The 22580-nt window shown below is 63.7% G+C and carries 23 protein-coding genes and 1 CRISPR repeat array; of the genes, 3 read left to right on the forward strand and 20 right to left on the reverse strand.

What is annotated here, in order from left to right; genetic code table 11:
- Nucleotides 1-8: 8 nt before the first annotated feature.
- From rplN to rplC, 11 genes are all read right to left on the reverse strand, one after another.
- Nucleotides 9-377 (reverse strand): 50S ribosomal protein L14, encoded by a 369-nt coding sequence (rplN, locus tag BN423_RS07540; RefSeq protein WP_019239652.1) that lies wholly within the window; start codon nucleotides 375-377, stop codon nucleotides 9-11.
- 102 nt (nucleotides 378-479) lie between these two features.
- Complete coding sequence (gene rpsQ, locus BN423_RS07545; RefSeq protein ID WP_019239653.1) at nucleotides 480-743, reverse strand: 30S ribosomal protein S17; 264 nt, start codon at nucleotides 741-743, stop codon at nucleotides 480-482.
- Between the two features lie 16 nt (nucleotides 744-759).
- Nucleotides 760-975 carry a 50S ribosomal protein L29 gene (rpmC, locus tag BN423_RS07550; RefSeq protein WP_019239654.1) on the reverse strand — a complete coding sequence of 72 codons (216 nt, stop codon included), beginning with the start codon at nucleotides 973-975 and terminating at the stop codon, nucleotides 760-762.
- Nucleotides 976-1404: a 50S ribosomal protein L16 gene (gene rplP / locus BN423_RS07555; RefSeq protein ID WP_019239655.1), complete on the reverse strand. Its 429-nt coding sequence runs from the start codon at nucleotides 1402-1404 to the stop codon at nucleotides 976-978. It lies immediately after the preceding gene.
- Nucleotides 1404-2114: a 30S ribosomal protein S3 gene (rpsC, locus tag BN423_RS07560; RefSeq protein WP_019239656.1), complete on the reverse strand. Its 711-nt coding sequence runs from the start codon at nucleotides 2112-2114 to the stop codon at nucleotides 1404-1406. The genes rplP and rpsC overlap by 1 nt, the downstream gene beginning before the upstream one ends.
- Nucleotides 2115-2120: 6 nt before the next feature.
- Nucleotides 2121-2492, reverse strand: a complete 372-nt coding sequence (rplV, locus tag BN423_RS07565) for a 50S ribosomal protein L22 (protein ID WP_019239657.1) — start codon at nucleotides 2490-2492, stop codon at nucleotides 2121-2123.
- A 14-nt stretch (nucleotides 2493-2506) separates the two neighbouring features.
- On the reverse strand, nucleotides 2507-2767 hold the full coding sequence (gene rpsS / locus BN423_RS07570) for a 30S ribosomal protein S19 (RefSeq protein ID WP_019247133.1): 261 nt from the start codon (nucleotides 2765-2767) through the stop codon (nucleotides 2507-2509).
- Nucleotides 2768-2796: 29 nt separating this feature from the next.
- On the reverse strand, nucleotides 2797-3627 hold the full coding sequence (gene rplB / locus BN423_RS07575; protein WP_019239659.1) for a 50S ribosomal protein L2: 831 nt from the start codon (nucleotides 3625-3627) through the stop codon (nucleotides 2797-2799).
- Between the two features lie 154 nt (nucleotides 3628-3781).
- Nucleotides 3782-4069: a 50S ribosomal protein L23 gene (gene rplW / locus BN423_RS07580; RefSeq protein WP_019239660.1), complete on the reverse strand. Its 288-nt coding sequence runs from the start codon at nucleotides 4067-4069 to the stop codon at nucleotides 3782-3784.
- Nucleotides 4070-4696, reverse strand: a complete 627-nt coding sequence (rplD, locus tag BN423_RS07585; RefSeq protein ID WP_019239661.1) for a 50S ribosomal protein L4 — start codon at nucleotides 4694-4696, stop codon at nucleotides 4070-4072.
- Nucleotides 4697-4741: 45 nt separating this feature from the next.
- On the reverse strand, nucleotides 4742-5362 hold the full coding sequence (gene rplC, locus BN423_RS07590; protein WP_019239662.1) for a 50S ribosomal protein L3: 621 nt from the start codon (nucleotides 5360-5362) through the stop codon (nucleotides 4742-4744).
- Between the two features lie 603 nt (nucleotides 5363-5965).
- Here rplC and BN423_RS07595 point away from each other — a divergent pair.
- The 3 genes from BN423_RS07595 to BN423_RS07605 all read left to right on the forward strand — a co-directional run bounded on the left by BN423_RS07595 (nucleotide 5966) and on the right by BN423_RS07605 (nucleotide 7045).
- Nucleotides 5966-6277 carry a glutaredoxin family protein gene (locus BN423_RS07595; protein WP_019239663.1) on the forward strand — a complete coding sequence of 104 codons (312 nt, stop codon included), beginning with the start codon at nucleotides 5966-5968 and terminating at the stop codon, nucleotides 6275-6277.
- A gap of 12 nt (nucleotides 6278-6289) precedes the next feature.
- Nucleotides 6290-6580 carry a GNAT family N-acetyltransferase gene (locus tag BN423_RS07600; RefSeq protein WP_019239664.1) on the forward strand — a complete coding sequence of 97 codons (291 nt, stop codon included), beginning with the start codon at nucleotides 6290-6292 and terminating at the stop codon, nucleotides 6578-6580.
- A 72-nt stretch (nucleotides 6581-6652) separates the two neighbouring features.
- Nucleotides 6653-7045, forward strand: coding sequence for a holo-ACP synthase (locus BN423_RS07605; protein ID WP_222859238.1), 393 nt, complete (start codon nucleotides 6653-6655; stop codon nucleotides 7043-7045).
- Between the two features lie 135 nt (nucleotides 7046-7180).
- Nucleotides 7181-12069: a CRISPR direct-repeat array (repeat unit 29 nt; unit sequence GGGATCATCCCCGCGTGTGCGGGGAGCAC).
- Between the two features lie 68 nt (nucleotides 12070-12137).
- Here the strand turns inward: BN423_RS07605 and cas2e are convergent.
- From cas2e to BN423_RS07650, 9 genes are all read right to left on the reverse strand, one after another.
- Nucleotides 12138-12497: a type I-E CRISPR-associated endoribonuclease Cas2e gene (gene cas2e, locus BN423_RS07610; RefSeq protein WP_019239666.1), complete on the reverse strand. Its 360-nt coding sequence runs from the start codon at nucleotides 12495-12497 to the stop codon at nucleotides 12138-12140.
- A complete protein-coding gene (gene cas1e, locus BN423_RS07615; RefSeq protein ID WP_019239667.1) occupies nucleotides 12497-13498 on the reverse strand; it encodes a type I-E CRISPR-associated endonuclease Cas1e in 1002 nt (333 codons plus the stop codon). Before cas1e ends, cas2e begins: the two co-directional genes overlap by 1 nt.
- Nucleotides 13491-14192, reverse strand: a complete 702-nt coding sequence (gene cas6e / locus BN423_RS07620) for a type I-E CRISPR-associated protein Cas6/Cse3/CasE (RefSeq protein ID WP_026097311.1) — start codon at nucleotides 14190-14192, stop codon at nucleotides 13491-13493. The genes cas1e and cas6e overlap by 8 nt, the downstream gene beginning before the upstream one ends.
- An 8-nt stretch (nucleotides 14193-14200) precedes the next feature.
- Entirely contained in the window at nucleotides 14201-14941 is a 741-nt protein-coding gene (gene cas5e / locus BN423_RS07625; protein ID WP_019239669.1) for a type I-E CRISPR-associated protein Cas5/CasD, read from the reverse strand.
- A 2-nt stretch (nucleotides 14942-14943) separates the two neighbouring features.
- Nucleotides 14944-16077, reverse strand: a complete 1134-nt coding sequence (gene cas7e, locus BN423_RS07630; protein WP_019239670.1) for a type I-E CRISPR-associated protein Cas7/Cse4/CasC — start codon at nucleotides 16075-16077, stop codon at nucleotides 14944-14946.
- Between the two features lie 10 nt (nucleotides 16078-16087).
- Nucleotides 16088-16744, reverse strand: a complete 657-nt coding sequence (casB, locus tag BN423_RS07635; protein ID WP_019239671.1) for a type I-E CRISPR-associated protein Cse2/CasB — start codon at nucleotides 16742-16744, stop codon at nucleotides 16088-16090.
- Between the two features lie 15 nt (nucleotides 16745-16759).
- Complete coding sequence (gene casA, locus BN423_RS07640) at nucleotides 16760-18391, reverse strand: type I-E CRISPR-associated protein Cse1/CasA (RefSeq protein WP_019239672.1); 1632 nt, start codon at nucleotides 18389-18391, stop codon at nucleotides 16760-16762.
- 209 nt (nucleotides 18392-18600) lie between these two features.
- The gene (locus BN423_RS07645) at nucleotides 18601-21690 is read right to left on the reverse strand and encodes a CRISPR-associated helicase/endonuclease Cas3 (RefSeq protein ID WP_019239673.1); all 3090 of its coding nucleotides are present in this window, start codon (nucleotides 21688-21690) and stop codon (nucleotides 18601-18603) included.
- A 37-nt stretch (nucleotides 21691-21727) separates the two neighbouring features.
- Nucleotides 21728-22354 carry a 3'-5' exonuclease gene (locus BN423_RS07650; RefSeq protein WP_019239674.1) on the reverse strand — a complete coding sequence of 209 codons (627 nt, stop codon included), beginning with the start codon at nucleotides 22352-22354 and terminating at the stop codon, nucleotides 21728-21730.
- Nucleotides 22355-22580 lie beyond the last annotated feature (226 nt).

Here is a 22580-nt window from a genome sequence, read left to right on the forward strand (position 1 = left end):
TCCTCTCTTTACAGGGTCTCGGGAGCAAGCGAGACGATCTTCATGTACTTCTTGTCACGCAGCTCGCGCGCCACGGGCCCGAAGATACGGGTGCCCACGGGCGAACCGTCGTTGTTGATGACGACGCAGGCGTTGTCGTCGAAGCGGATGTAGGAGCCGTCCTTGCGGCGGACCTCCTTCACCGTGCGCACGACGACGCACTTCACAACGTCCTTCTTCTTGACGTTGGCGCCGGGCGTGGCCTCCTGCACGGCAGCCACGATAACGTCGCCGATTCCTGCATAGCGGCGCTTGGAGCCACCGAGCACCTTGATGCAGCGAACCTTGCGCGCACCGGAGTTATCGGCGACGTTGAGCATGGTTTGCATTTGAATCATGGTAGTTCCTCCGAACCTAGGCCGACGAGAGGTGCGCTGCGCATGCCGCGGGGTGACTCCCCGTCACGCAGCGCACATCGCCGGGTGAACAATCAATGCAGCCTACTTGGCGCGCTCGATGATCTCAACGAGACGCCAGCGCTTCATCTTGGACAGAGGACGGGTCTCCATGACGCGAACCGTATCGCCCACGCCGGCGGTGCACTCCTCATCATGTGCATGAAGCTTCTTGGTGCTGGTCATCATCTTGCCGTACTTGGGGTGACGCTTGCGCTCCAGGGTCTGGACAACGATGGTCTTGTTGCCCGAGATGGAGACGACCGTGCCGGTACGGACCTTGCGCGTGTTACGCGTAGTATCGCTCATCTTATCTCCTCAAGCTCTACTCTGCCGCAGCGGACTTCTCGGCCGCGATCTCGCGGGCGCGCTGCTCGGTGAGAATGCGCGCGATGTCCTTCTTCACGGTCTTGACGCGAGCGGTGTTGTCGAGCTGGCTCGTGGCCATCTGGAAACGAAGGTTGAAGAGCTCGGCTCGACCTTCCTTCAGCTTTTCGACGAGCTGCTCGTCGGAAAGCGCACGAATCTCTGCGGGCTTCATTTACTTATCCTCCCCGTCTTGCTCCGCGCGGGACACGATCTTGGTCTTGATGGGGAGCTTGTGCTGCGCCAGGCGGAGCGCCTCGCGCGCGATCTCCTCGGACACGCCCGAGATCTCGAACATGATGCGACCGGGCTTCACGACGGCCACCCACTCCTCGGGGTTGCCCTTACCGGAACCCATGCGGGTCTCGGCGGGCTTCTTGGTGATGGGCTTGTCGGGGAAGATCGTGATGAACACGCGGCCGCCACGACGCATGTAACGGGTCATGGCAACACGAGCGGCCTCGATCTGGCGGTTGGTGATCCAATGGGCCTCGAGGGCCTTGATGCCGTAGTCACCGAAATGCAGCTCGGTATTACCCTTGGCATGGCCCTTCATGGAGCCACGCTGCACCTTGCGGTGAAGGACACGCTTAGGGGCAAGCACTACTGACCCCTCCTCTCGGAGTTACGACGGCGCGGACGCGAGGAGCCCTCGAGCGCCGGGTTCGGAACGGGCTGGCCGGGAAGCTTCTCGCCCAGGTAGATCCAGACCTTGACGCCGCAGGAACCCATCGTGGTGTGCGCGGTGGCCTGGCCATAGTCGATCTTGGCGCGCAGGGTGTGCAGCGGCACGCGACCCTCGCGGTACCACTCGCGGCGACCCATCTCGGCGCCGCCGAGGCGGCCGGAGCACTGGATACGAATGCCCTTGGCGCCAGCCTTGCGGGCGGACTGGACGGCCTTGCGCATGGCGCGACGGAAGGCCACGCGGCCCTCGAGCTGCTCGGCGATGGACTGGGCGACGAGCACGGCGTCGAGCTCGGGACGCTTGATCTCGATGACGTCGACGGAGAGCTGGCCCTTGGAGACGCCAGCGACCTTCTCGAGCTCGGTGCGGATCTGGTCGATCTCCGCGCCCTTCTTGCCGATCACGATGCCGGGGCGGGCGGTGTAGATGATGACCTTCACCTTATCGCCGGCGCGCTCGATCTCCACGCGGGAGACGGCGGCACGACGGAGGCGCTTGGCCAGGTACTTGCGGAGCTCAAGGTCGTTACCGAGGGTCTTGGCGTAGTCCTTGTCGGCGTACCAACGGGAGCGCCAGTTCTCGGTGATGCCGAGACGGAAACCGGTGGGGTAGACTTTCTGACCCATAGTGCGTTAAGCCTCCTTTCGCGGAGCGACGACGATGGTGATGTGGCTCGTGCGCTTGAGGATGCGCGAGGCGGAACCCTTGGCGCGCGGGCGGATGCGCTTGAGCGTGGGGCCCTCGTCCACGTAGGCGGCGGCGACCACGAGGTCATCGGCGCGCATGCCGTTGTTGTTCACGGCGTTGGCCACAGCGGAGCGGAGGCACTTCTCCACGTCCACGGCGACGGCGCGCTCGCAGAAATGCAGGATGTCGAAAGCCTGCTCGACAGACTTGCGACGGATGAGATCGACCACGAGGCGAGCCTTGGAAGGCGAGACGCGCACGTACTTCGCGACGGCGCGCACCTCGCGGGTCTCGGTATCGGTAGCTTTAGTTGCCATGTACGTGAAACCCCCTACTTGGCCTTGTGACCGCGGAACGTGCGGGTGGGCGCGAACTCGCCCAGCTTATGGCCGACCATGGACTCGGTGATGTACACGGGCACGTGCTTGCGCCCGTCGTGGACGGCGATGGTGTGGCCCACCATCTCGGGGAAGATCGTGGACGCGCGCGACCACGTCTTCACGACGTCCTTCGTGCCGGCCTCGTTCATCGCGATGATACGCGAGAGCAGGCGAGCTTCCACGAACGGCCCCTTTTTGAGACTTCTGCTCATTGGTTCTTACTCCTTCTCGGTATCTCGGACTACTTGCGGCGGCGACGGATGATGAGGCTGTTCGAAGCCTTCTTCTTCTTGCGCGTGCGATAGCCCTTGGTCGGCTTGCCCCACGGGGTCATGGACGGGCGGCCAGAGGTGTGGTTCTTGCCCTCGCCACCGCCGTGCGGGTGGTCGACCGGGTTCATGACGGTACCGCGGACGGTCGGGCGCACGTTCATGTAGCGCTTGCGGCCGGCCTTACCGATCACGATGTTGGAGTGCTCGGCGTTGCCGACCTCGCCCACTGTGGCGCGGCAGGTGATGAGCACGCGGCGCATCTCCGAGGAGGGCATGCGCAGGATGGCGTACTTGCCCTCCTTGCCCATGAGCTGGCAGGAGTTGCCGGCGGAACGGGCGATCGCGGCGCCCTTGCCGGGCTGGAACTCGACCGCGTGGATGAGGGTACCCACGGGGATGTCCGCGAGGGGCAGGGCGTTACCGGGCTTGATGTCGGCATCGGAGCCGGACACCACGGTGTCGCCGACCTTGAGGCCCTTGGGGGCGAGGATGTAGCGCTTCTCGCCGTCCACGTAGTGGAGCAGGGCGATGCGGGCGGAGCGGTTGGGGTCGTACTCGATGGTCGCGACCTTGGCCGGCACGCCGTCCTTGTTGCGCTTGAAGTCGATGCGACGGTAACGGCGCTTCACGCCGCCGCCCTGGTGACGGGTCGTGATGCGACCCTGGTTGTTACGACCGGCCTTCTTGGGCAGCGGCTCGAGAAGCGACTTCTCGGGCTTCGTGCAGGTGATCTCGGCGAAGTCCGAGACCGTCTGCCAACGGCGACCCGCGCTGGTCGGCTTGAGGTGTTTGACAGCCATTACAATCCCTTTCGTCTCTTTCCGTTGGCCGGCGCATCAGGGATAGGGAGCGTTCGCCCCCGGGTGCGTCGACACCGGATTACCACGGTACCGGGCGGCTCCATCTTCGAGCCCCCGATACGATGCCCGCCGGAGCGGGCGTACGGAGCCAGGTTTAGGCCTGGTTGCCGTAGATCTCGATCGAGTCGCCGTCGGCGAGCGTGACGATGGCCTTCTTCCACTGGCGGGTCTTGCCGGCCACATAGCGCACGCGCTTCGTCTTGGGCTTCACGTTGATGGTGTTCACCGAGGTGACCTTGACGTTGAAGAGCTCCTCGATGGCATCCTTGATCTGGTACTTGTTCGCGTCGCGAGCGACCTCGAACGTGTACTTGTTCTCCGACATCATGTCGAAGGAACGCTCGGACACGATCGGGCGGATGATGATCTCGTGGGCGGTCATTTATGCAAGCACCTCCCCGAAGTGAACGGCAACATCGGCGGGCATCAGCAGAGCGCCGTTGTTGACGAGGTCGTAGGTGTTGGCCTCATCGGGCGTGATGATGAACGTCTTGGGGATGTTGCGGAACGAGAGGAACGCGTTGATGTCGTCCTCGCGAACGATGATGGTGAGGCGCTTGCCGTAGATGCCGAGGGCCTTGAGCATGGCCACGGCGGCCTTGGTGGACGGCTTCTCGAAGCCGTAGTCGTCCACGAGCACGAGCTCACCGTCGCGCAGCTTCGCGGAGAGCGCGGAGCGCATGGCGAGCTTGACCTCTTTGTTGTTCATGCGCTTGGTGTAGAGGCGCGGCTTGGGGCCGTGGATGACGCCACCGTGACGCCACTGGCCGGCGCGGATGGAGCCCTGGCGGGCACGGCCGGTGCCCTTCTGACGCCACGGCTTGGCGCCGCCGCCGGACACCTCGCTGCGGCCCTTGGTGGACTGGGTGCCGCTGCGCCAGCAGGCCTGCTGGCACTTCACGATGTGGTGCATGACGTGGATGTTCGGCTCGATGCCGTACACCTCGGCAGCGAGGTCGGCCTCAGAGACCTTCTGACCCTCGCTGTTCTTGACTTCAAATTTCGACATGTGCGTGTTCTCCTTGGTATGACGTGGGCTTTAGCGTATCGAGCATTACGCCATACGGATGGCGACCAGGCCGTTCTTGGCACCGGGGACGGCGCCCTTCACGAGGATGAGGTTCTGGTCGGCATCGACGCGGACAACGGTCAGGTTCTTCACGGTCACGCGCTCATTGCCCATGTGACCGGCCATCTTGACGCCCTTGAGGACGCGCGCGGGGTAGGCGCACTGGCCGATGGAACCCGGGTGACGCTTGAAGTGGGAGCCGTGGGTCATGGGACCGCGACGCTGACCCCAGCGCTTGATGCGACCCTGGAAGCCCTTGCCCTTGGAGGTGCCGATGACATCGACCTTGGCGACGTCGGCGAAATCGGCAACGGTCACGACCTCGCCGACCTTGTGGTCCTCGCCGTTCTCGACGCGAACCTCGCGGAGGTACCGCACGGGCTCGACGCCGGCCTTGGCGAAGTGACCAGCCATGGGCTTGTTGACGTTCTTGACCTTGATGTCTCCGAAGCCGATCTGCACGGCGTCGTAGCCATCGGTCGCCTTGGTTTTAACCTGCGAGACGGCGCAGGGGCCAGCCTGGATGACCGTGACGGGAACGACGTTATCCTCGTCGTCCCACACCTGGGTCATGCCGATCTTACGGCCGAGAATCATGCTGATCATTCAATGATCCTAACCCTCGGTGGTCATGGGACCCGCGAGCACCCCTTGCGCTCGCCCCCAGCGGACCACTACTGACATGCGTGCCGCCGGTTCGAGTTCTCCCCCGCGCGTTGCCTTGCAACCCATCGGCGCAGCTTCGAGGCAGAATCCTCCCCATAAAGGCACAGCTTCAGTAGTATACACGGGCGCGGGCGTATCCATAAGGCTCCACAAAGTCTTCGCATTGGGAGGCTGAGCTGGGGGTTGGGGGCGTGGGGCGGGCGCGGGGTGCGGGGTGGCGGTGGGCTGCGGCGGGCGCTTCGTGTGCGAGCCGCAATGCCACGCTTCGGGCACAAAACTGTCAACTTTACGCATGAAGCACACTCAGCAAGGAGCCTCGCGCCTAAAGTTGACAAATTTAGGCACGTGAATTGGCAGACGGCCCATCCGGAACGGGTTCTTCCGCGTTAGAGCGCGACGAATCTCGCAAGCCGCTCAAGCCTGCGGGCAGCAGCCGCCCGTTTCGACGCGCCTCGTGCTTACCAACGGCAGAATTGGGGACAAGAGAGGCAACATATTCTCCAGCGGAGGCGCTCCACGCCCCGCATTCCGAAAGGAGCCGCCATGGCAACCACCTACGAGCTCTACATCATGCCGACCTGCCCCTACTGCCGCAAGGTGCTCCTCTATATGAGCCAGCACGACATCGAGCTGCCGCTGCGCGACATCACGGCCGACACCGAGGCGCGCGCCACGCTCGAACGCGTGGGCGGCAAGGCGCAGGTGCCGTGCCTGTTCATCGACGGCGCGCCCATGTACGAGTCGGACGACATCATCGCGTACCTGGGCAAGGAGTTCGCCGACGGCGCGGCGCCGAGCGTGTCGCCCGAGGAGCAGGCGGAGCTCGATAACGGCGCGGCCTGCCCCATCTTCTAGAGGAGGTCGGTCATGGACGAGCAGCGCGAACCGCAGTTCACCATCGAGGAGAACGCCATCCGCCTTCTCGGGGATGACGGCAAGGCGGCCGCCGAGGTCACCTTCCCCGCGTGCGACAAGGGCGTCGTGGATATTGACCATACCTTCGTGGACCCGAGCCTGCGCGGGCTGGGCATGGCCGGCAAGCTCATGGACGCATGCGCGCGCGAGCTCGAGCGCAACGGTCGGAGGGCGCGTCCCACCTGCAGCTACGCCGTGCACTGGTTCGAGAAGCACCCCGAATGGGAGCGCATCCTCACCTAGACTGCCCGGATGGCCTCACTCGCCGTACAATAGCGTCGGATGTGTTGGATGGCTGAGGCGAGCGAGGTTGTCATGGACGGAGCCGGCACGCCCCGCGGCATCGGGGTCGACGCGGTCACTATCAGCGAGATCGGGCGTCTCGACCGCGAGGCGGACGGGTTCACCGCGCGGACGTTCACGGCGCGCGAGCGGGCCGGGGCCGCGGAGCGGGGTGCGGGGCGTGCCTCGTATCTGGCGGGCAGGTTCGCGGCGAAGGAAGCCGTGTTCAAAGCGCTCGCGCATCTGACGGAGGCAGGCACGTTCGATTTGAGACTGGTCGAGACGCTCGCCGCGGACGACGGCAGCCCCCACGTGCAGATGACGCCCGAGCTCGCGCGCATCTGCGAGCAGGCCGGCGTGCGCCATATATTAGTGAGCATCAGCAACGAAGCCGACCTCGCGATTGCGTTTGCGGTGGTGGTTTGAGGGTGACGGGGCTGCGATAAGGGGTTGCTCCGTACGCGTGGGCAGTGCTGAAATATAGGAGCGCTCGAACTCCTATCCGAAACGGGAATGGGATTCGAGCGCTTTTTAGATTACATCCCATTTTTTTCTTTTTTACGAACCATCCTCGCGTGCGCGGGGAGCACTCATCGTGCACCTTCTGAATGTCGTAGTCGAAGGGATCATTCCCGCATGCGCGGGGAGCACTCGGCGACCTCCTCAGCCGTCTCGGTGTCGTACGGATCATCCCCGCATACGCGGGGAACACCAAGAGACGAAGCGCAAGGTCTTCTGCAACGTGGGATCATCCCCACGTGCGCGGGGAGCACATGATCTTCTGGTACATGCGCGTCCCCGCGCCAGGATCATCCCCGCATAAGCGGGGAGCACGACTCCTACATCTAGGTGACGGAGATCAACACGGGATCATCCCCGCATACGCGGGGAGCACACCAACCCCAAGAACTCCGGCGTGGCCAAGGCGGGATCATCCCCACGTGCGCGGGGAGCACTCCGCCGCGTACTCGCGGTACGGCATGCGGATGGGATCATCCCCGCGTGCGCGGGGAGCACGACAGCCCGGAGATTACCCAGCTTGACTTCCCGGAATCATCCCCGCGTGCGCGGGGAGCACGGCTCGCCATCCGGGTAGTTCGGGTTCGGCGGGGGATCATCCCCGCGTGAGCGGGAAGCACGCACGACGGCGTATCCCCACGGGGTCGGTACCGGGGTCATCCCCGCGTGTGCGGGGAGCACAGCGTGAGCGTCACCGCCGCCGTGCGCACGTCGGGATCATCCCCGCGTGTGCGGGGAGCACCTGTAGTCTGCGCTGATTGAGTTATCGGTGTAGGGATCATCCCCGCGTGCGCGGGGAACACCGGGTCTTCCCGGTCACGACCGCGCCGCAAGCGGGATCATCCCCGCGTGTGCGGGGAGCACGGACGCAGGGGCAGAAGCGAAACGACCTCGTCGGGATCATCCCCGCGTGCGCGGGGAGCACCCGTCCGGCGGCGTCTTCGCCATCGACCTAGACGTGGATCATCCCCGCGTGCGCGGGGAGCACGTGTTCACGATGCGACCGCCGCGGTTCCGCACGGGATCATCCCCGCGTGCGCGGGGAGCACAAAGCGGAGACGATGGGGGTGAGCCCGGGTCTGGGATCATCCCCGCGTGCGCGGGGAGCACCTCTCCGCGTACGCGCGTATCTCCGCCGCCGTGGGATCATCCCCTCAAGCAGTCGGGCTCGCCGTCGAACCGGGGATCATCCCCGCGTGCGCGGGGAGCACGAGGAGCCGTATCCCATCGTCTCCGCCACGGCGGGATCATCCCCGCGTGCGCGGGGAGCACCATGATCGCGCGCTTCAGGCTGTCGTGCTGCCGGGATCATCCCCGCGTGCGCGGGGAGCACAAGGCCGTCGGCGGCGACGTGAGGGCGGCTGAGGGATCATCCCCGCGTGCGCGGGGAGCACCTCGTTCGGCATGTCTCGGTCGTTAGAGGTGTGGGATCATCCCCGCGTGCGCGGGGAGCACCCGGCCATCCATGCGCAGAAGCCGGGCATGTAGGGATCATCCCCGCGTGCGCGGGGAGCACTCGACGAAGCACTCGTATCGCGGAGCACCCCTGGGATCATCCCCGCGTGCGCGGGGAGCACGAGTACATCGAGAACGAGGAGCGGCAGGGGCTGGGATCATCCCCGCGTGCGCGGGGAGCACGGTGAGCGAGGACGGCGGCGAGACGTGGGAGCGGGATCATCCCCGCGTGCGCGGGGAGCACATCTAGCAGCGATTTAACGCGTTGCCCTACGTGGGATCATCCCCGCGTGCGCGGGGAGCACGCCATGATGGCCTCGGCCGAGAACGCCTGGTAGGGATCATCCCCGCGTGTGCGGGGAGCACTCGGCTTTATCTGGAATCAAATGCGATTGCTCGGGATCATCCCCGCGTGTGCGGGGAGCACTTTCCGGATCCATGCGTTCGATTCCGGTGACCGGGATCATCCCCGCGTGTGCGGGGAGCACTATATCGGAGGGCATGAATTCTTCCTGGCATGGGGATCATCCCCGCGTGTGCGGGGAGCACGTCTGCGAACTGCATGCGACCGACTGCTTATGGGGATCATCCCCGCGTGTGCGGGGAGCACCTCCTTATTGGCCATTTTCATCGCCCGCGTTAAGGATCATCCCCGCGTGTGCGGGGAGCACTTACGGTAGTAATCTTTCAACTCCATTTCGCTGGGATCATCCCCGCGTGTGCGGGGAGCACAATATACGCATCACGACGCGCGGCGGTCGTGTAGGATCATCCCCGCGTGTGCGGGGAGCACGCGTCGCGCTCGTCGATGACACGTGCCTTCATGGGATCATCCCCGCGTGTGCGGGGAGCACTGGAGGCACGGCAAGGTCGAGGTCGGCGTGAAGGGATCATCCCCGCGTGTGCGGGGAGCACCTTGCGCCCCATATCGCGCATACCCGTCTGGGAGGATCATCCCCGCGTGTGCGGGGAGCACGAGCTCCGGCACATCCCGGAGGAGGGCGCGCTGGGATCATCCCCGCGTGTGCGGGGAGCACGCGTGGTATTCGCGCAGTTTTCGCGTGATGGTGGGATCATCCCCGCGTGTGCGGGGAGCACTCACCGAGCGGCCAGTTTCCGCCGAGGATTAGGGGATCATCCCCGCGTGTGCGGGGAGCACGAGCGAGCAGATACGAGGAGGTCGCGCGATCGGGGATCATCCCCGCGTGTGCGGGGAGCACCTCTTGCCCAGGCTTTCACGCTCGTCAAGAAGGGGATCATCCCCGCGTGTGCGGGGAGCACTCCCGAAGGTCGGCGAGATCTCGGCGATGCGCTGGATCATCCCCGCGTGTGCGGGGAGCACTCTTGCCCAGGCTTTCACGCTCGTCAAGAAGGGGATCATCCCCGCGTGTGCGGGGAGCACCGCGCCCTCCTTCTTGTCGTAGTACTCCTCCTCGGATCATCCCCGCGTGTGCGGGGAGCACGCGCTCCCAACTGTCGGGGCGCTCGTGGGTGAGGGATCATCCCCGCGTGTGCGGGGAGCACAAGGCGGAGATGATGGGCGCGAGCCCGGGGCTGGGATCATCCCCGCGTGTGCGGGGAGCACAGGGTGGCACCACCGGAGATGAGTCCTAGGATGGGATCATCCCCGCGTGTGCGGGGAGCACGACTTTGCGACTACACCCTCGTGATACTCGTAGGGATCATCCCCGCGTGTGCGGGGAGCACGACTTTGCGACTACACCCTCGTGATACTCGTAGGGATCATCCCCGCGTGTGCGGGGAGCACTCGGCGTGGGCGAGTCGTTCGTCGCCCGCGTGGGGATCATCCCCGCGTGTGCGGGGAGCACCATCGAGTTCAACACCACGGGCGCGGACGGCCGGGATCATCCCCGCGTGTGCGGGGAGCACTAGCCGTAGACGCGCACGCCGTTGTGCTTGCAGGGATCATCCCCGCGTGTGCGGGGAGCACCTCATGTACAGGCTGCAGGACATCCATAGGGAGGGATCATCCCCGCGTGTGCGGGGAGCACGTTCGAGGTCGATGGTTTGGGGTTCCCGGCTGGGGATCATCCCCGCGTGTGCGGGGAGCACGACGGATAGGAAGGACAGACCATGCTTGACGAAGGATCATCCCCGCGTGTGCGGGGAGCACAAGCTGGAGCGCGACCACGGCGCCCTGTTCCTGGGATCATCCCCGCGTGTGCGGGGAGCACTTGGGGTAGACCGTCCAGGGGTTCGAGGAGTTGGGATCATCCCCGCGTGTGCGGGGAGCACACGAAGCCGACGTGGTCGTTCGGGCCGGCTACGGGATCATCCCCGCGTGTGCGGGGAGCACAGGCGGTGCGATGGATTGGCAGACTGCCGCCGGGGATCATCCCCGCGTGTGCGGGGAGCACGTTCGAGCTGGAGGGTTCGGGACTCCCACGCGGGGATCATCCCCGCGTGTGCGGGGAGCACGGCTATGGCACCACTTGCGAACGTCGCAAGGTAGGATCATCCCCGCGTGTGCGGGGAGCACTGCGCCATGGCGTCGACGTCCCATCCGCGATCGGGATCATCCCCGCGTGTGCGGGGAGCACTTGGCGAGCAGGTCGCGCGGCTCCATCTCCGGGGGATCATCCCCGCGTGTGCGGGGAGCACCGGGTCGAGGCAAGCATCTCCGCGGCCTTGGCGGGATCATCCCCGCGTGTGCGGGGAGCACCATGCTTTCGCATCCTCATCGACCTCGCGCAGGGGATCATCCCCGCGTGTGCGGGGAGCACGCTCAGACGGTAAAAACATGGCGAACCGGAGCGGGATCATCCCCGCGTGTGCGGGGAGCACTCGATGTCCTCGGGCGACACGCCCGGCGGCAGGGGATCATCCCCGCGTGTGCGGGGAGCACGCGTTCCTCACGGACACCACCGGCAACCGCCGGGGATCATCCCCGCGTGTGCGGGGAGCACGGCCTCGGCCGCCCCGAGTGGATGAGGAACGTGGGATCATCCCCGCGTGTGCGGGGAGCACCTCGCGTGCCGTCAACATGCCCTCCCGTCGCAGGGATCATCCCCGCGTGTGCGGGGAGCACAACTCCCATGGGCGCAGGTGGCGCGAATCCTCGGGATCATCCCCGCGTGTGCGGGGAGCACGATATGCGCCCATTAGGTGGATTGAGCCCCAGGGGATCATCCCCGCGTGTGCGGGGAGCACCCATCGAGCACACCGAGGTCGATCGCATCAACGGGATCATCCCCGCGTGTGCGGGGAGCACGATAAGCCGTTCAACGTCATCGCCGGTGAATAGGGATCATCCCCGCGTGTGCGGGGAGCACTGACGGTCGAAACCGGTCTCGTACCACGTGTCGGGATCATCCCCGCGTGTGCGGGGAGCACGTGCTTGAAGAGGCGGCCGAGGTGCTCGGGGCGGGATCATCCCCGCGTGTGCGGGGAGCACGGTGGAGGAATGGAAGAGCTGAAGCCCTGCCCGGGATCATCCCCGCGTGTGCGGGGAGCACACTTCGATACCTGCTAACATCGCGGGGCGCCTCAGTATTCCGCTTCATTATATCGAGCGAAGTTTGGGTCAACCGCGATACTTACGCGCCCTCCGATACTTCGAAGCGCTGCTCCAACCCGATGGCAAAGACCCCATCAGCGTCGCATCATCGGTGCCGGCGGGACGTTTGATGAGTCTCACCCCATCGCAATCCACCGGTTTCCAGTCGGGTTGGAACACCTCGAACTCAAGGTGCTGCTCATTACGTGCGCTATAAACCATGATCGCTCTGCCAGATTTCATGAGGGAGCACACACGGAGCCAAAGCCGCGTCCGCACCCGCGCGGACAGCCTCCCTACAAACACCCCGGGAGCAATCTCAAGCAACCATCGAGTCAAATCACCGCGCACGCCCGTCGGACAGGCAGTCAGCACCATCACGACCATCACGCATCACCCTCCGCAGCGTCTGCATATAGCGTGCCCGCCGCAACCTCGCCGAGCTTCTCGTCCCACAACCACAGCTCGTCAGATTCATCGGCATCAGCTTCCCCATCCTCTTCCATGAGCAAATGGGTGATATCAGATACCATGCGCTTCATGATGGAAAGGTCATACAGGGCGTCCCGCATATTCTTTCGCGTCGCCGCACCGATATCATCAGGCTTCGCAGCCGTCGTGCGAAATGCCACGGGAATCGAAAGCTCGGCCTTATATAGGTCTGCGATGTCGTATACAAACGAGCGCTCATGACCCGTATGAACGAATCCCAAACCGGGAGAGCAGCCCAGCGCGACGATGACCGCATGGGTGATTCCATATAAGCATGCGTGGGCGGCAGAAAGCGCCTTGTTGATCTCCGAGCCGGTATCGTAATCGTCGGGATCGAAGTCGCGCCGCTTCCACTCGACACCCGTCTCCTTTGACCAGTGCCCGTACACCTTGCGCACACGCGCTCCTTCGCGGCCGCGTAGCTGCTGCATAGCGAGAGAGCTCACGTCCTCGTCTGGGAAGCGCATCTGATACATCCGTCGCGCGACGGCCAAGCGCGTCCTCGTATTCGAAACAAGACGGGCCTGGCGCACGAGCAGGCGACTCGAATGGGTGAGCGGGCGTCCCGATGCATACATCCTCACACCGCGTTCGCCCACCCATACCACGCTCGCGCCATTCTCCCCTATCGTCGCCATAGCCTTATGAGAGATGGTAGTGCCCGGGCCCAGCATCAATACGCCGAGCGTGGCAACCGGGACGCGTATCGTTCCCTCATCGTCGGTGATGGCGATAGCGTTCTCCGCTTGGTTTACCACGCAGTGCTCGAAATACAGAAACGAAATGCGCTCGTCCGCGCGAACGAGGTCCGCCAGAACGGGAGGGACGGTGGACGGGGTCGCACCGCCCCCTGCGGCAGCGTCACTCAAGCGCGTGTCGTCGGTTCCGTCATGCATGGCAGGATTCCCCCGCGGGCGCGATCGTCATGAGACCGCACCCGAAGCCGCGCGCACGCCCCAGGCCGAACCCGAGCACATGCCGGAACGCCTCGGCGTCGGTCACCTCGAGCACGCCATCGAACTGGGCGGTCGTAAGCGTGACCACGCCTTCCTTCCGCTTGAACACCTCGCGCTTCCGGTGCGACACGACAAGCCGATCAAAGCCCTCTTCCGTTTGCGCGATGCGGAACCCATGGGCCTCGGCACGGTCAAGCAGCCAGGATCGCTGCTGAGCCTCGGTCACATGTCCCTGGATCGTTCCGACGACGCCTTCGCGGGCGCGCGTCCCCTTATCGACGAACACCTTGCGCGCCGGATTCGCCTTGAGCCTGAACTGCCAAAGCTGCCCGGAAGCGATGCGCTCGAGCACAGGAGCGTACGCCTTGGTAACCCATGAGGGGCTCCCCGGCATCCCCGCCTGCTCGCAGATATGCGTGAGGTCGGGGCGCTCCGGGCTCAGCACATAGAGCCACGCCTCGTCCACGGCGCCGGGTACCTCATCCAAGCGCCAGAGGATCCTTCCTCGATCCGTCGTCCGCGCAGCTTGGGGCGGAAAGGCCTGCTCGACCGCGGCGTGAATCCGATACGGCGAGCTTGCGAACGCGATGGCATCAACGCGCGATAGGCTCAAGGTAACTCGTGATAGGTACATGGTTCACCTCATTCCATCCATCCCAGCGGATCGTGCTCGGGTACCGATTCGTCACCTCGAGAGCGAAACGCGTTCTCGACCGGCTCCCCGGCATCGGATGCATCCACATCCGGATTGGGCACCCGCAAACGAACGACTGGCCGGCACGCATAACGCCGTCCAGAAGCGCTAAAAGTCAGCGGATAGTCTGCCCAGCTCTCGCAAACCTCACCATCGCGCGCATCCGCAACCACCTCAAGCGAGGCCACACCGGAATGGCGCGCTTTATAGTGCTCGGAAGCCGCCCAAGGTGCCACCGAGAGCACTGCGCGCACGTCATCGGCATCGGAATCGATACCCAGGCACAGCGGCATATCAGCCGGACACGATCGCCTTCCCAGGTATAGGGGGCGACGAGGCAGCCTGAGCGCGGCTTCGATGCGTCGCAGCAGCTCATCCGATCCTCCCAGCGCCGCCAGGAAGCATGCATCCGCTAGGTAGTAGCGATTGGACAGCGGCATGGGCTTGCCCTGCAAAGGCCGCTCCGTTTGGAAATCGCGCATGAGCTGTCCGGGCTGCTCGACGCGGACGGCCAATTCAAGCTGCGCCAAATCATCGACCGGGTCTTCACGCGTCCGGCCGAGCGCGGAGGCGATCAACCCGACGATGCCGCTCTTCGTGGGCTCACGCCTCGTCGTCCTGCGCGCGAAGCGCGAGGAGTCGCCCCACGATTGCATAGGGCCGGCAAGGCGGAGCAGAAGCACCGACATGATCACTCCTTCGGCGCGAGCGCGGCGCCGACGGCTGCGCGCACTGCGTCCATGAGGGCATCGAAGGACACGCCCGCTCCGAAATAATCCAAGCTCGCAGGATCGATGCCGTAGGAAACATGCCAGCTCTGTGCCGCCGGCCGAGCATAGGCCGCCTCAACATCGCGGGCGCACGAGGCGAGGCGATCAGCTGCGATCTGCGTGATGGACCGGTCGCGCTCGGCATACACGGGACACTCGAAAGCAGAGGCGAGGTTGATCGGCTGGTCCTCGCGCAAGGAGACGGCAACCGCATTCGGCAGGGTGCGATTCGCAAACGTGTTTTGCTTGCCCGAAGGCATCGAGGTGACGAACGCCTCGACGAATGCAGCCACGCCGGCCGCTGCGGCCTCGGCGCTCTCGAGCTGCTCCGCAAGCGCATCGATGTTCACGGTCGCATACCGGTAAAGGGTCGAGGAATTGAAGCTCACCGTGCCCAGCATCCCCGCGCCTGCGTTGTCATCGGAAGCGCAATCGTCCACGGCTGTGAAGTAGTCGTACTCCTGCGAGATCTCGTTGACCGAGATGGCATGGGCAACCTGCGCGCACGCATCGACGTTAAGGTCCGTGGCGTCGGCGAGCATACGGCCGAACAGCGCGATGTCCACCGCCTGGATCCCCTTGAACACCTGCTGGACGGCCTTCTTCGCCTTCGCGTCGACCTTCTTGGGGTCAACGCCCTCATCCGCCCAGGCAATCGCGATGTCGGCAAGGTCATCGAGCTCGCGGTTAGCGATGAACACCAGGTAGCTCGTCGCCAGCGTTCCTTCATCGGTGCCCTTGCGGTCGGTCTCGGTAGATTTGATACCCGTGGCATCCAGCACCGCCCGGGCGAAATCCTCCGCTCGATCCGCAAGGTCCTCGCGCTTGGCGGCGATGCGCTCGGCTATAAGCGGAACGACGAACTTTGTGCGGACGCCGAGCTGGCCTTCGGGCAAGAGACTCGGGAACATCTCGCGCATGGCACGCTTCCAAGCCTGGCTCGAGACGCGTGCGCGCAGCGCACCGCCGTACACGGCGGTCTTGGGGCTCCCGGTATCGTCGCGGTTGATGTTGCTGGGCGGAACGCTCTCCAACGCATAGATATCAAGATACATGAAGTACCTCCTAGTTCTGGTTGTTTTCGGATGTGCCGGCCATTGAATCCGCAGGGGCATCGTCGGGTTCTGCGGTGAAATAATCCTTCGACCAGCGCATGAACACGTCGCTGCGGGCGCTTGGGATTTGCAGGAGATACAGGTCGCACGCGAGAAGGAAGTAGTCGACCTGAACGGCTTTATCCCGCATGAGCATGATGAGGGCGCGCATGTGATGCTCGATGCCGTCGAGGTCGCGAGCGCTCTCGATAGCAGCCATCCGACGGCGCACTCCCTTCGCTTTCTCCCTGTCGTATTCAATGCGCCGGCAAGACCAACCAAAAGAACGCCGCCGCTTGCGGGATGCTCCGGGAGCTTCCGTCATTGCCATCGGAACGGTCCGGGACTGCTGATGGTAGGCATAGAGTCGCAGGGACGCCGCGATTGCCCCGAGCGCCCTGGCCTCATCCACCCCGGATAGCCCGAGGTCGCAGATGCCTTCGAACAAATCCTCTCCTACAGAGATCCAAGATGCGCCCCCGGGCATTCCAAGGCGACGCAGGCGCGCGAGCGTAGCGCGAGCCTGCGCGGCACCGGCTCCCTTATTCACATACGCGCGTTGAAGGTTGACGATCTTTCTCTGCACGAACAGCGCTACCTTGTTCGCGCGTTCATAGAGCGATGACATATCCGCCCTCCTTTCTCATGCAAGTGCCTGCGCAAGGTCGCGCTCGAACCACATCAGTGCCCTGCCTGCAGACACCTCATCGCGCTCTGCAAAGTACGAGATATGACGGCGGGAAACGTATGCCTGAGCAAGTTTTCTCAGAATCCCGCGTGCCTCTGCGCGCCACGCCTCGCAATATGCCGCGACATCGCGATCGGGGAAATCCGCGATGCGTCGACGGTACAACGCGTCCAAAGCGTCGTAGGCGCGTTCCCTCATATCGTCTTTGGTTGCCTGGGCGGCGGCGTCTGAGAACGTCTCGTAACGACGCCTGTCGCCCTGGGTGCGTTCGATGTTCTGGGCAAATTTCACGAAGGCGCCGACGGCGATGTCGGTCTGACGAATCAACTCGAGCATGTTGGTCAATGCCTCGGAATCCTTGCGCATGAGCGTCGCGCGCAGGTCGACCGTATCGGTCATGGCGTCGTCGACGACGCTGCTTTGCGTGCCGTATTTGACCCCCTGGCACACGATGCGGAGCTTGAACCGCCAATCATCCGCATGTTGAACGTCCTGCACCTCCCCCATCCAGCGGATGACCCCGGGGCGTAGTCGCTCCTCCTCCGCAACCGCCAACAAGCTCGGCAGGTTGCGCCACAGCGCGCGAGCGGTATCGAGGGCAGCAGGCATGAGCGGAACGGTTGCCGTACCGAGTTTTTTCTGCTGCTGCTTGCTTTCCCGCCAGCCCGTCATCATCTCGAAGCGCTGCTTGTTCGCGGGAACCAGCACGTCACCGTAGCTGATGATGACGCCGCGAACGAATGCCCCGCTCTCGTCTGGCACGAGACGGATTCTGCGACTCTGCCAGGTAAGCAGGTCGATGGGGCCGGTCGGCTCGCGTTGGCATGTATCGGGTGACGGAACCTCACGCTCCCAGGGAGCGAAGTCATCGCTCGCAGTGACGGACACGTTGCTCAGAAACAGCACCCAGTTAAGCACAAGCGTTTCGAAAAGGCTTTTTCCCTCTAGGTAGACGCCGCCCAACGCACCGCACCAGCCCGTGCCCAAAGCGCCCTTGGGGGCATAGGCCTTGCCGCTCTTGGCCGACGTATTGCCCTCGACAGGTGTCTTGATCCCTGCTTTATCGAGCGCCTGAGCCACCACGAGATACCGCGCCGCAAGATCAAACGGAAGGGCATCGAGGTGCTCGGCGCTCCGCATGGAGAATAGGAACTTCTCCGGCTTGGGAACATCGATCATGCATTCGCTCACGGGGTCGCATTCCTTTTTGCCACCCATATAGACAAGGTGGGGAACCTGGTAGAACGGATGCTCGTCATCGAACAGGTCGAACTCATGGGGAAAGTCGACGAGGTACCCATCTATGCGATCTGCCGGAAACGCGCCGCCCTCCCACAACTCTCGCCAGATGCGCCGCTTCTCTTCCTCCCCCATGTGTTCAGGAATCTCGTAGATGCAGTAGACGAGCGCGAGCAGCAGACGGAGAAGCGCTATGTTCTCCCCCGGGATCTCTCCCGAGATACGCCGGATGCGATGCGCTTCGCACAGGGCGTTTCGTATCGATACGGTCGCCTGGGTACCGTCTATGCGTTCGACGGGAATCCATGGCTCGGTTCGTAGGTCGTACTTCGTAGTTATCTGATCCATTCGTTCCTCCTTTCCATACTGACCATAGCTTCATGTTTCGAAACCCCCACATACGTGGGGAACAGCCTTGAGATCTTCTCCTTTCAAGGTCCAACTCGCCGGATGGCGAACACACGCCTGCGGGGCAATTCCGTGATGAACTGAAATTGCATCCGCGGTGCGATTCTAGAATAGAACGATTTTTTAAACTGAAAAGAGAAATAGATAAATCATCGGTGAGCGGTCGATAATCCTTCCTCTCTGGTGTATCTCAACCGCTGATCGAGCAGCGTTGCCTCGAACGCACCCGGCTCGTCATCACGCTCATCCAGAGCCAATACCAGGCGACCCGCGAGTACGGGAACCTCCTGCCAGGCTGCGACCCACCGCTCGCAACCGTCTTCCAGCTCTTCGATGAGCTGATCGAGCTGCTGAGGACGACAGAGCGAGAGCGGCAGCCGCACCGCGCACTGTGCCAGCACGAACGCAAGCGGCCAGTCGGGCTCGTACATCGTGGGCAGCTCCTCGCCACGTGCAACCCCGCTGCGCTCGTCGCCGATCCACGGAAGCAGGCCCACGCCAGCACCCTCACGGCGCACGAGCAGCATCTCGACGGTTTCCTGGGTATCACGAACCGCGCGCTGCCCGACATCCTCGTTCAGCCGATCCTTGGATCCATCCTCGATCGCATGAGTGAAGAGGCCTGTGAGCGTCTTGCCGTTACAGATGAGCTGCTTGGCCGAAGGCAACAGGTACATCTCGGCACGCCGCTGCTTATCCTCGATCATGCGTTGACGTTGGGTGCACGCCTCCTCGTATCGAGGTCGCCAGCTCAGGGGAATCATCGCTGCCGCCTTTGGGGAGTAGGCCGTGTGCACCAGCTGCGCGATATCGCCCGGTAGAGAAATCTCTGCCGCTGCTGCCCGATCGCGCAGGTGTATCAGCGCCAGTGTTTCCATGAGGGAGGCGGCATCGTATACGCGCGTGATGCCAGTAGCGAACGACGGGCCCTCCTCGCCTGTGCCCTCAACGCCGCGAACGAAACACCGCGCGCGCCGCAGGCGAGCGGGCCGGTCACACTCCCCGGAACCGCGGGCATGCCGGTGAACCCTGCCCAGGCGCTGCAACAGGAGGTCGATGGGGGCGATATCGGTAACGAGCAGATCGAAATCGATATCGAGCGACTGCTCGAGCACCTGCGTGCCCACCACGATCAGGCGCTTGGGACGCCGACCGTTGGCGTGTGTGGCATCTGGCCCGAGCATGCTACGGAGGCGGTTCTCGTTCTCCATCCGGTCGAAGTCCATGAAGCGCGCATGGATGAGGACGGTCTCATCCGCCCCAAAGCGCTCCCTCACGGCTCGGTACACTGCTTGAGCGCGGGTAACGGTGTCGCACACAACGCCCGCCACGCCGCCATCGTTAAGCTCTCGTTCAAGCAGCGAGACGAGCTCGTCGACGCCGTCAGAAAACAGTGCGACGTCCACCACTGCTTCCCGGGATGAAGGCGAGCAAGCTCGCTGTTCCACCCGCGACGCAGATGCGATCGTGAGGAGCGGGTAGGGATCGTCCCCGGCATGCGCAAATGGTGCAACTGCCGCCGGCGCCACGTGCTTTTCACGAGCACGCGCAGCACGGGAACGCCCTCCACGGGGCAACGAGGCAAGCAGGCTGGCGCCGTCCGCAGAAGATGTGAGCGGCACCCGCCGCGCTTCACGACCATCGCGATACGCTGCGACAAGCGCATCGCGCACATGGGGCGGCAGCGTTGCCGAAAGCAGGATAACCGGACAACCCCATACGCCGAGCCACTCGAGGACGCGCTGTAGATATTGCTGCATGTAACTATCATACGCATGGCACTCATCAATAACGACCACCTTGCTCGCCAGCGCGAGGTGCCTCATGGCGAGATGCCGCATATCGAGCGCGCCCATGAGTACCTGATCGATGGTGCAGACCACGAAGTTCGCCAGCATGCCTTTTTTGCGCCCCTGCATCCAATCGGATACGATGACGAGTCCATCGCCCGCGGGGTCGTTCTCCGCGGTCAAGCCCGTGGAGCTCGGTATGTGGCGCATGCGGGAAGAGCGCACGATTCCCTGATACTCCTCGTTGAGCCGCGCCTTGCCGTGCGCAAGGAAAATACTGGAAGGATCATGTGTCGGCATGTGCTCCAGCCAACGATGGACACGGCCGAACATGGCATCCGTCGTCGCCATGGTGGGAAGCGCCACACATACCCCGCCGCAACCGAAGCGCGCGCCCATGATCTCCGCCGCAGCAAGCGCCGCCTCGGTCTTCCCCTCGCCCATGGGCGCCTCGATCACCAAAAGAGATGGTTCCTCCATCTGCTCGGCAATCTCCATCGCCGTTCGCTGAATGGGACGCGGCTCCGCACCATCCGGCAAGCCGAACCGGGTACGGAACCACTCATCAGACGCCTTCGGCCGTTCGCCGACCCAACTTGGTGAAAGGCCCAGCGTCCGCCAAGCGTGCTCGGCGCGCATCTCGAGTGCCGCATCATCCCAGGTCGCCGGGACATCAGCCCGCGTGCTCCCGCTCGAAAGCGATGGGATGAGGGGGAACAGATCCCGGTTGCTCGCTATCCAATCCGCCATGATGACAAGCCCACATGCCACCGACTCCGTTGGGGCGTCCCATGAAAACGTCTTGAGCGCTAAAGCATCCGCTTCGGTGACGCGCGCCATGCTGCGAGCGTAATTGAGCAGTTCGAACTGGACGGAACGCCATGCTTGGCCAAATGCGTCGGGAGTATTGCCCATCGCCCGCGTATCGTCAAACGCCTCTCCGACACGCCGTCGCTCAGGCACGTTCCCGTGGTGCGCCCCCACAATCGAGCCCAGGGCATCCGCCGGCTCAAAAGGCCAAGCAAACACCGTCTCGAGGTAACGGTCGACGAGCACCTGACCGGCGATGGGGTGGGTAGGTCGACGCGCTGATGAAAGGGTTGGGTCGATATAGAGCCCCGCCTTTTCCGGCCTCCACGAGAGGCTCTGGAGCTCCCCATCATTGCTACGTCCGCAAGGTTTCACCTGGAAGATAGGGGTCGCCTTCCCGATGTCATGTGCACCGGCAAGAAAGACGAGGCACTTGCGGGCAAGCTCCTCGTTACCGCCGCACCGACGCGCAAAGAGGCTCCGGGCGCTCTTCGACAACCAACCATCCCACAGCCGTACCATGGTACGCGCGGCGTCACTGGCATGTATGAAGAGCGGCAGCCACGCTTCTTCTTCGTCGGGCGCTGCCTTCGCCCAAAGCGAGCGCGCCTGCCTTGAAAGTTTCGCGACCGCATCCATGGGCTTCTCCTTTCCCTGCCGTGAAGAAGACATCGCGCTACCTCCGCTTCGCAAACCGCTCGACGATGTCAAGATATGAGCGGGCAGGAGATGAAACCGGCGATCCGCCGCCGCGCTCCAGCATTGACCAAAAGCACCACAACGTTGCCCGTGCATCTTCTAGCGCGTCGTGGGCGCGGCCATGGAAGCTGTAATAACGCGCGCAATATTCGAGGGAGACCCACGCGTATTTCCGTCGAACCGGATCCCAACGGCCAGCTACGGGAGCGAACTCCCTCATGACATCGAACGTGGGGACAGGCTCGTGCAAGATTCCCGCAGCACGCAGAAAGGCGAGGTCGAAGCCGACGTTATATCCGACAACGAGGTGCGCGCCCGCAAAATAAGATTGAAGCTTTCGAGCAAAATGCGTCAGAGGCGGGCAATCTGCTACGGTAGCCGGGGTGATGCCATGGACCCTCTGTGCTGCGGGCCAGTCTGTATGGCGTTCTGGTCGTACGTACTGGGATGCCAGAATCTCCCCGTCACCCCGGATGACCCCGATCTGCACGATCTCATCGTGTGAAGGATCGACCCCGGTGGTCTCGACATCGACGCAGAGGATCTTTTCCGGCGGCATCGTACGCAGGCTTGAGATGTCCCCCGATTCGTACCATCGCGCCATCGTCTCTCCTCCCATGCAACCCTGACAGTGCAACCATACCAGCGAGTGCGGACAAAAAGCGACCGGGAATGCTTTCGCGGGAACTTGGCTGTTGGGAGACGGGCTCGTCGAATCCGTGCTGTGCCACAAGCAGTTCGCAGCAGACGGATTCTTCTTTAAGCGTACAGCTCCATGGTCTTTCGTCTACGCGGTGCGACGCCGTCTCCCCATTTACTGAAAGCAGTCG

The sequence above is a fragment of the Enorma timonensis genome (assembly GCF_000321165.1).
Lineage (GTDB): Bacteria > Actinomycetota > Coriobacteriia > Coriobacteriales > Coriobacteriaceae > Enorma.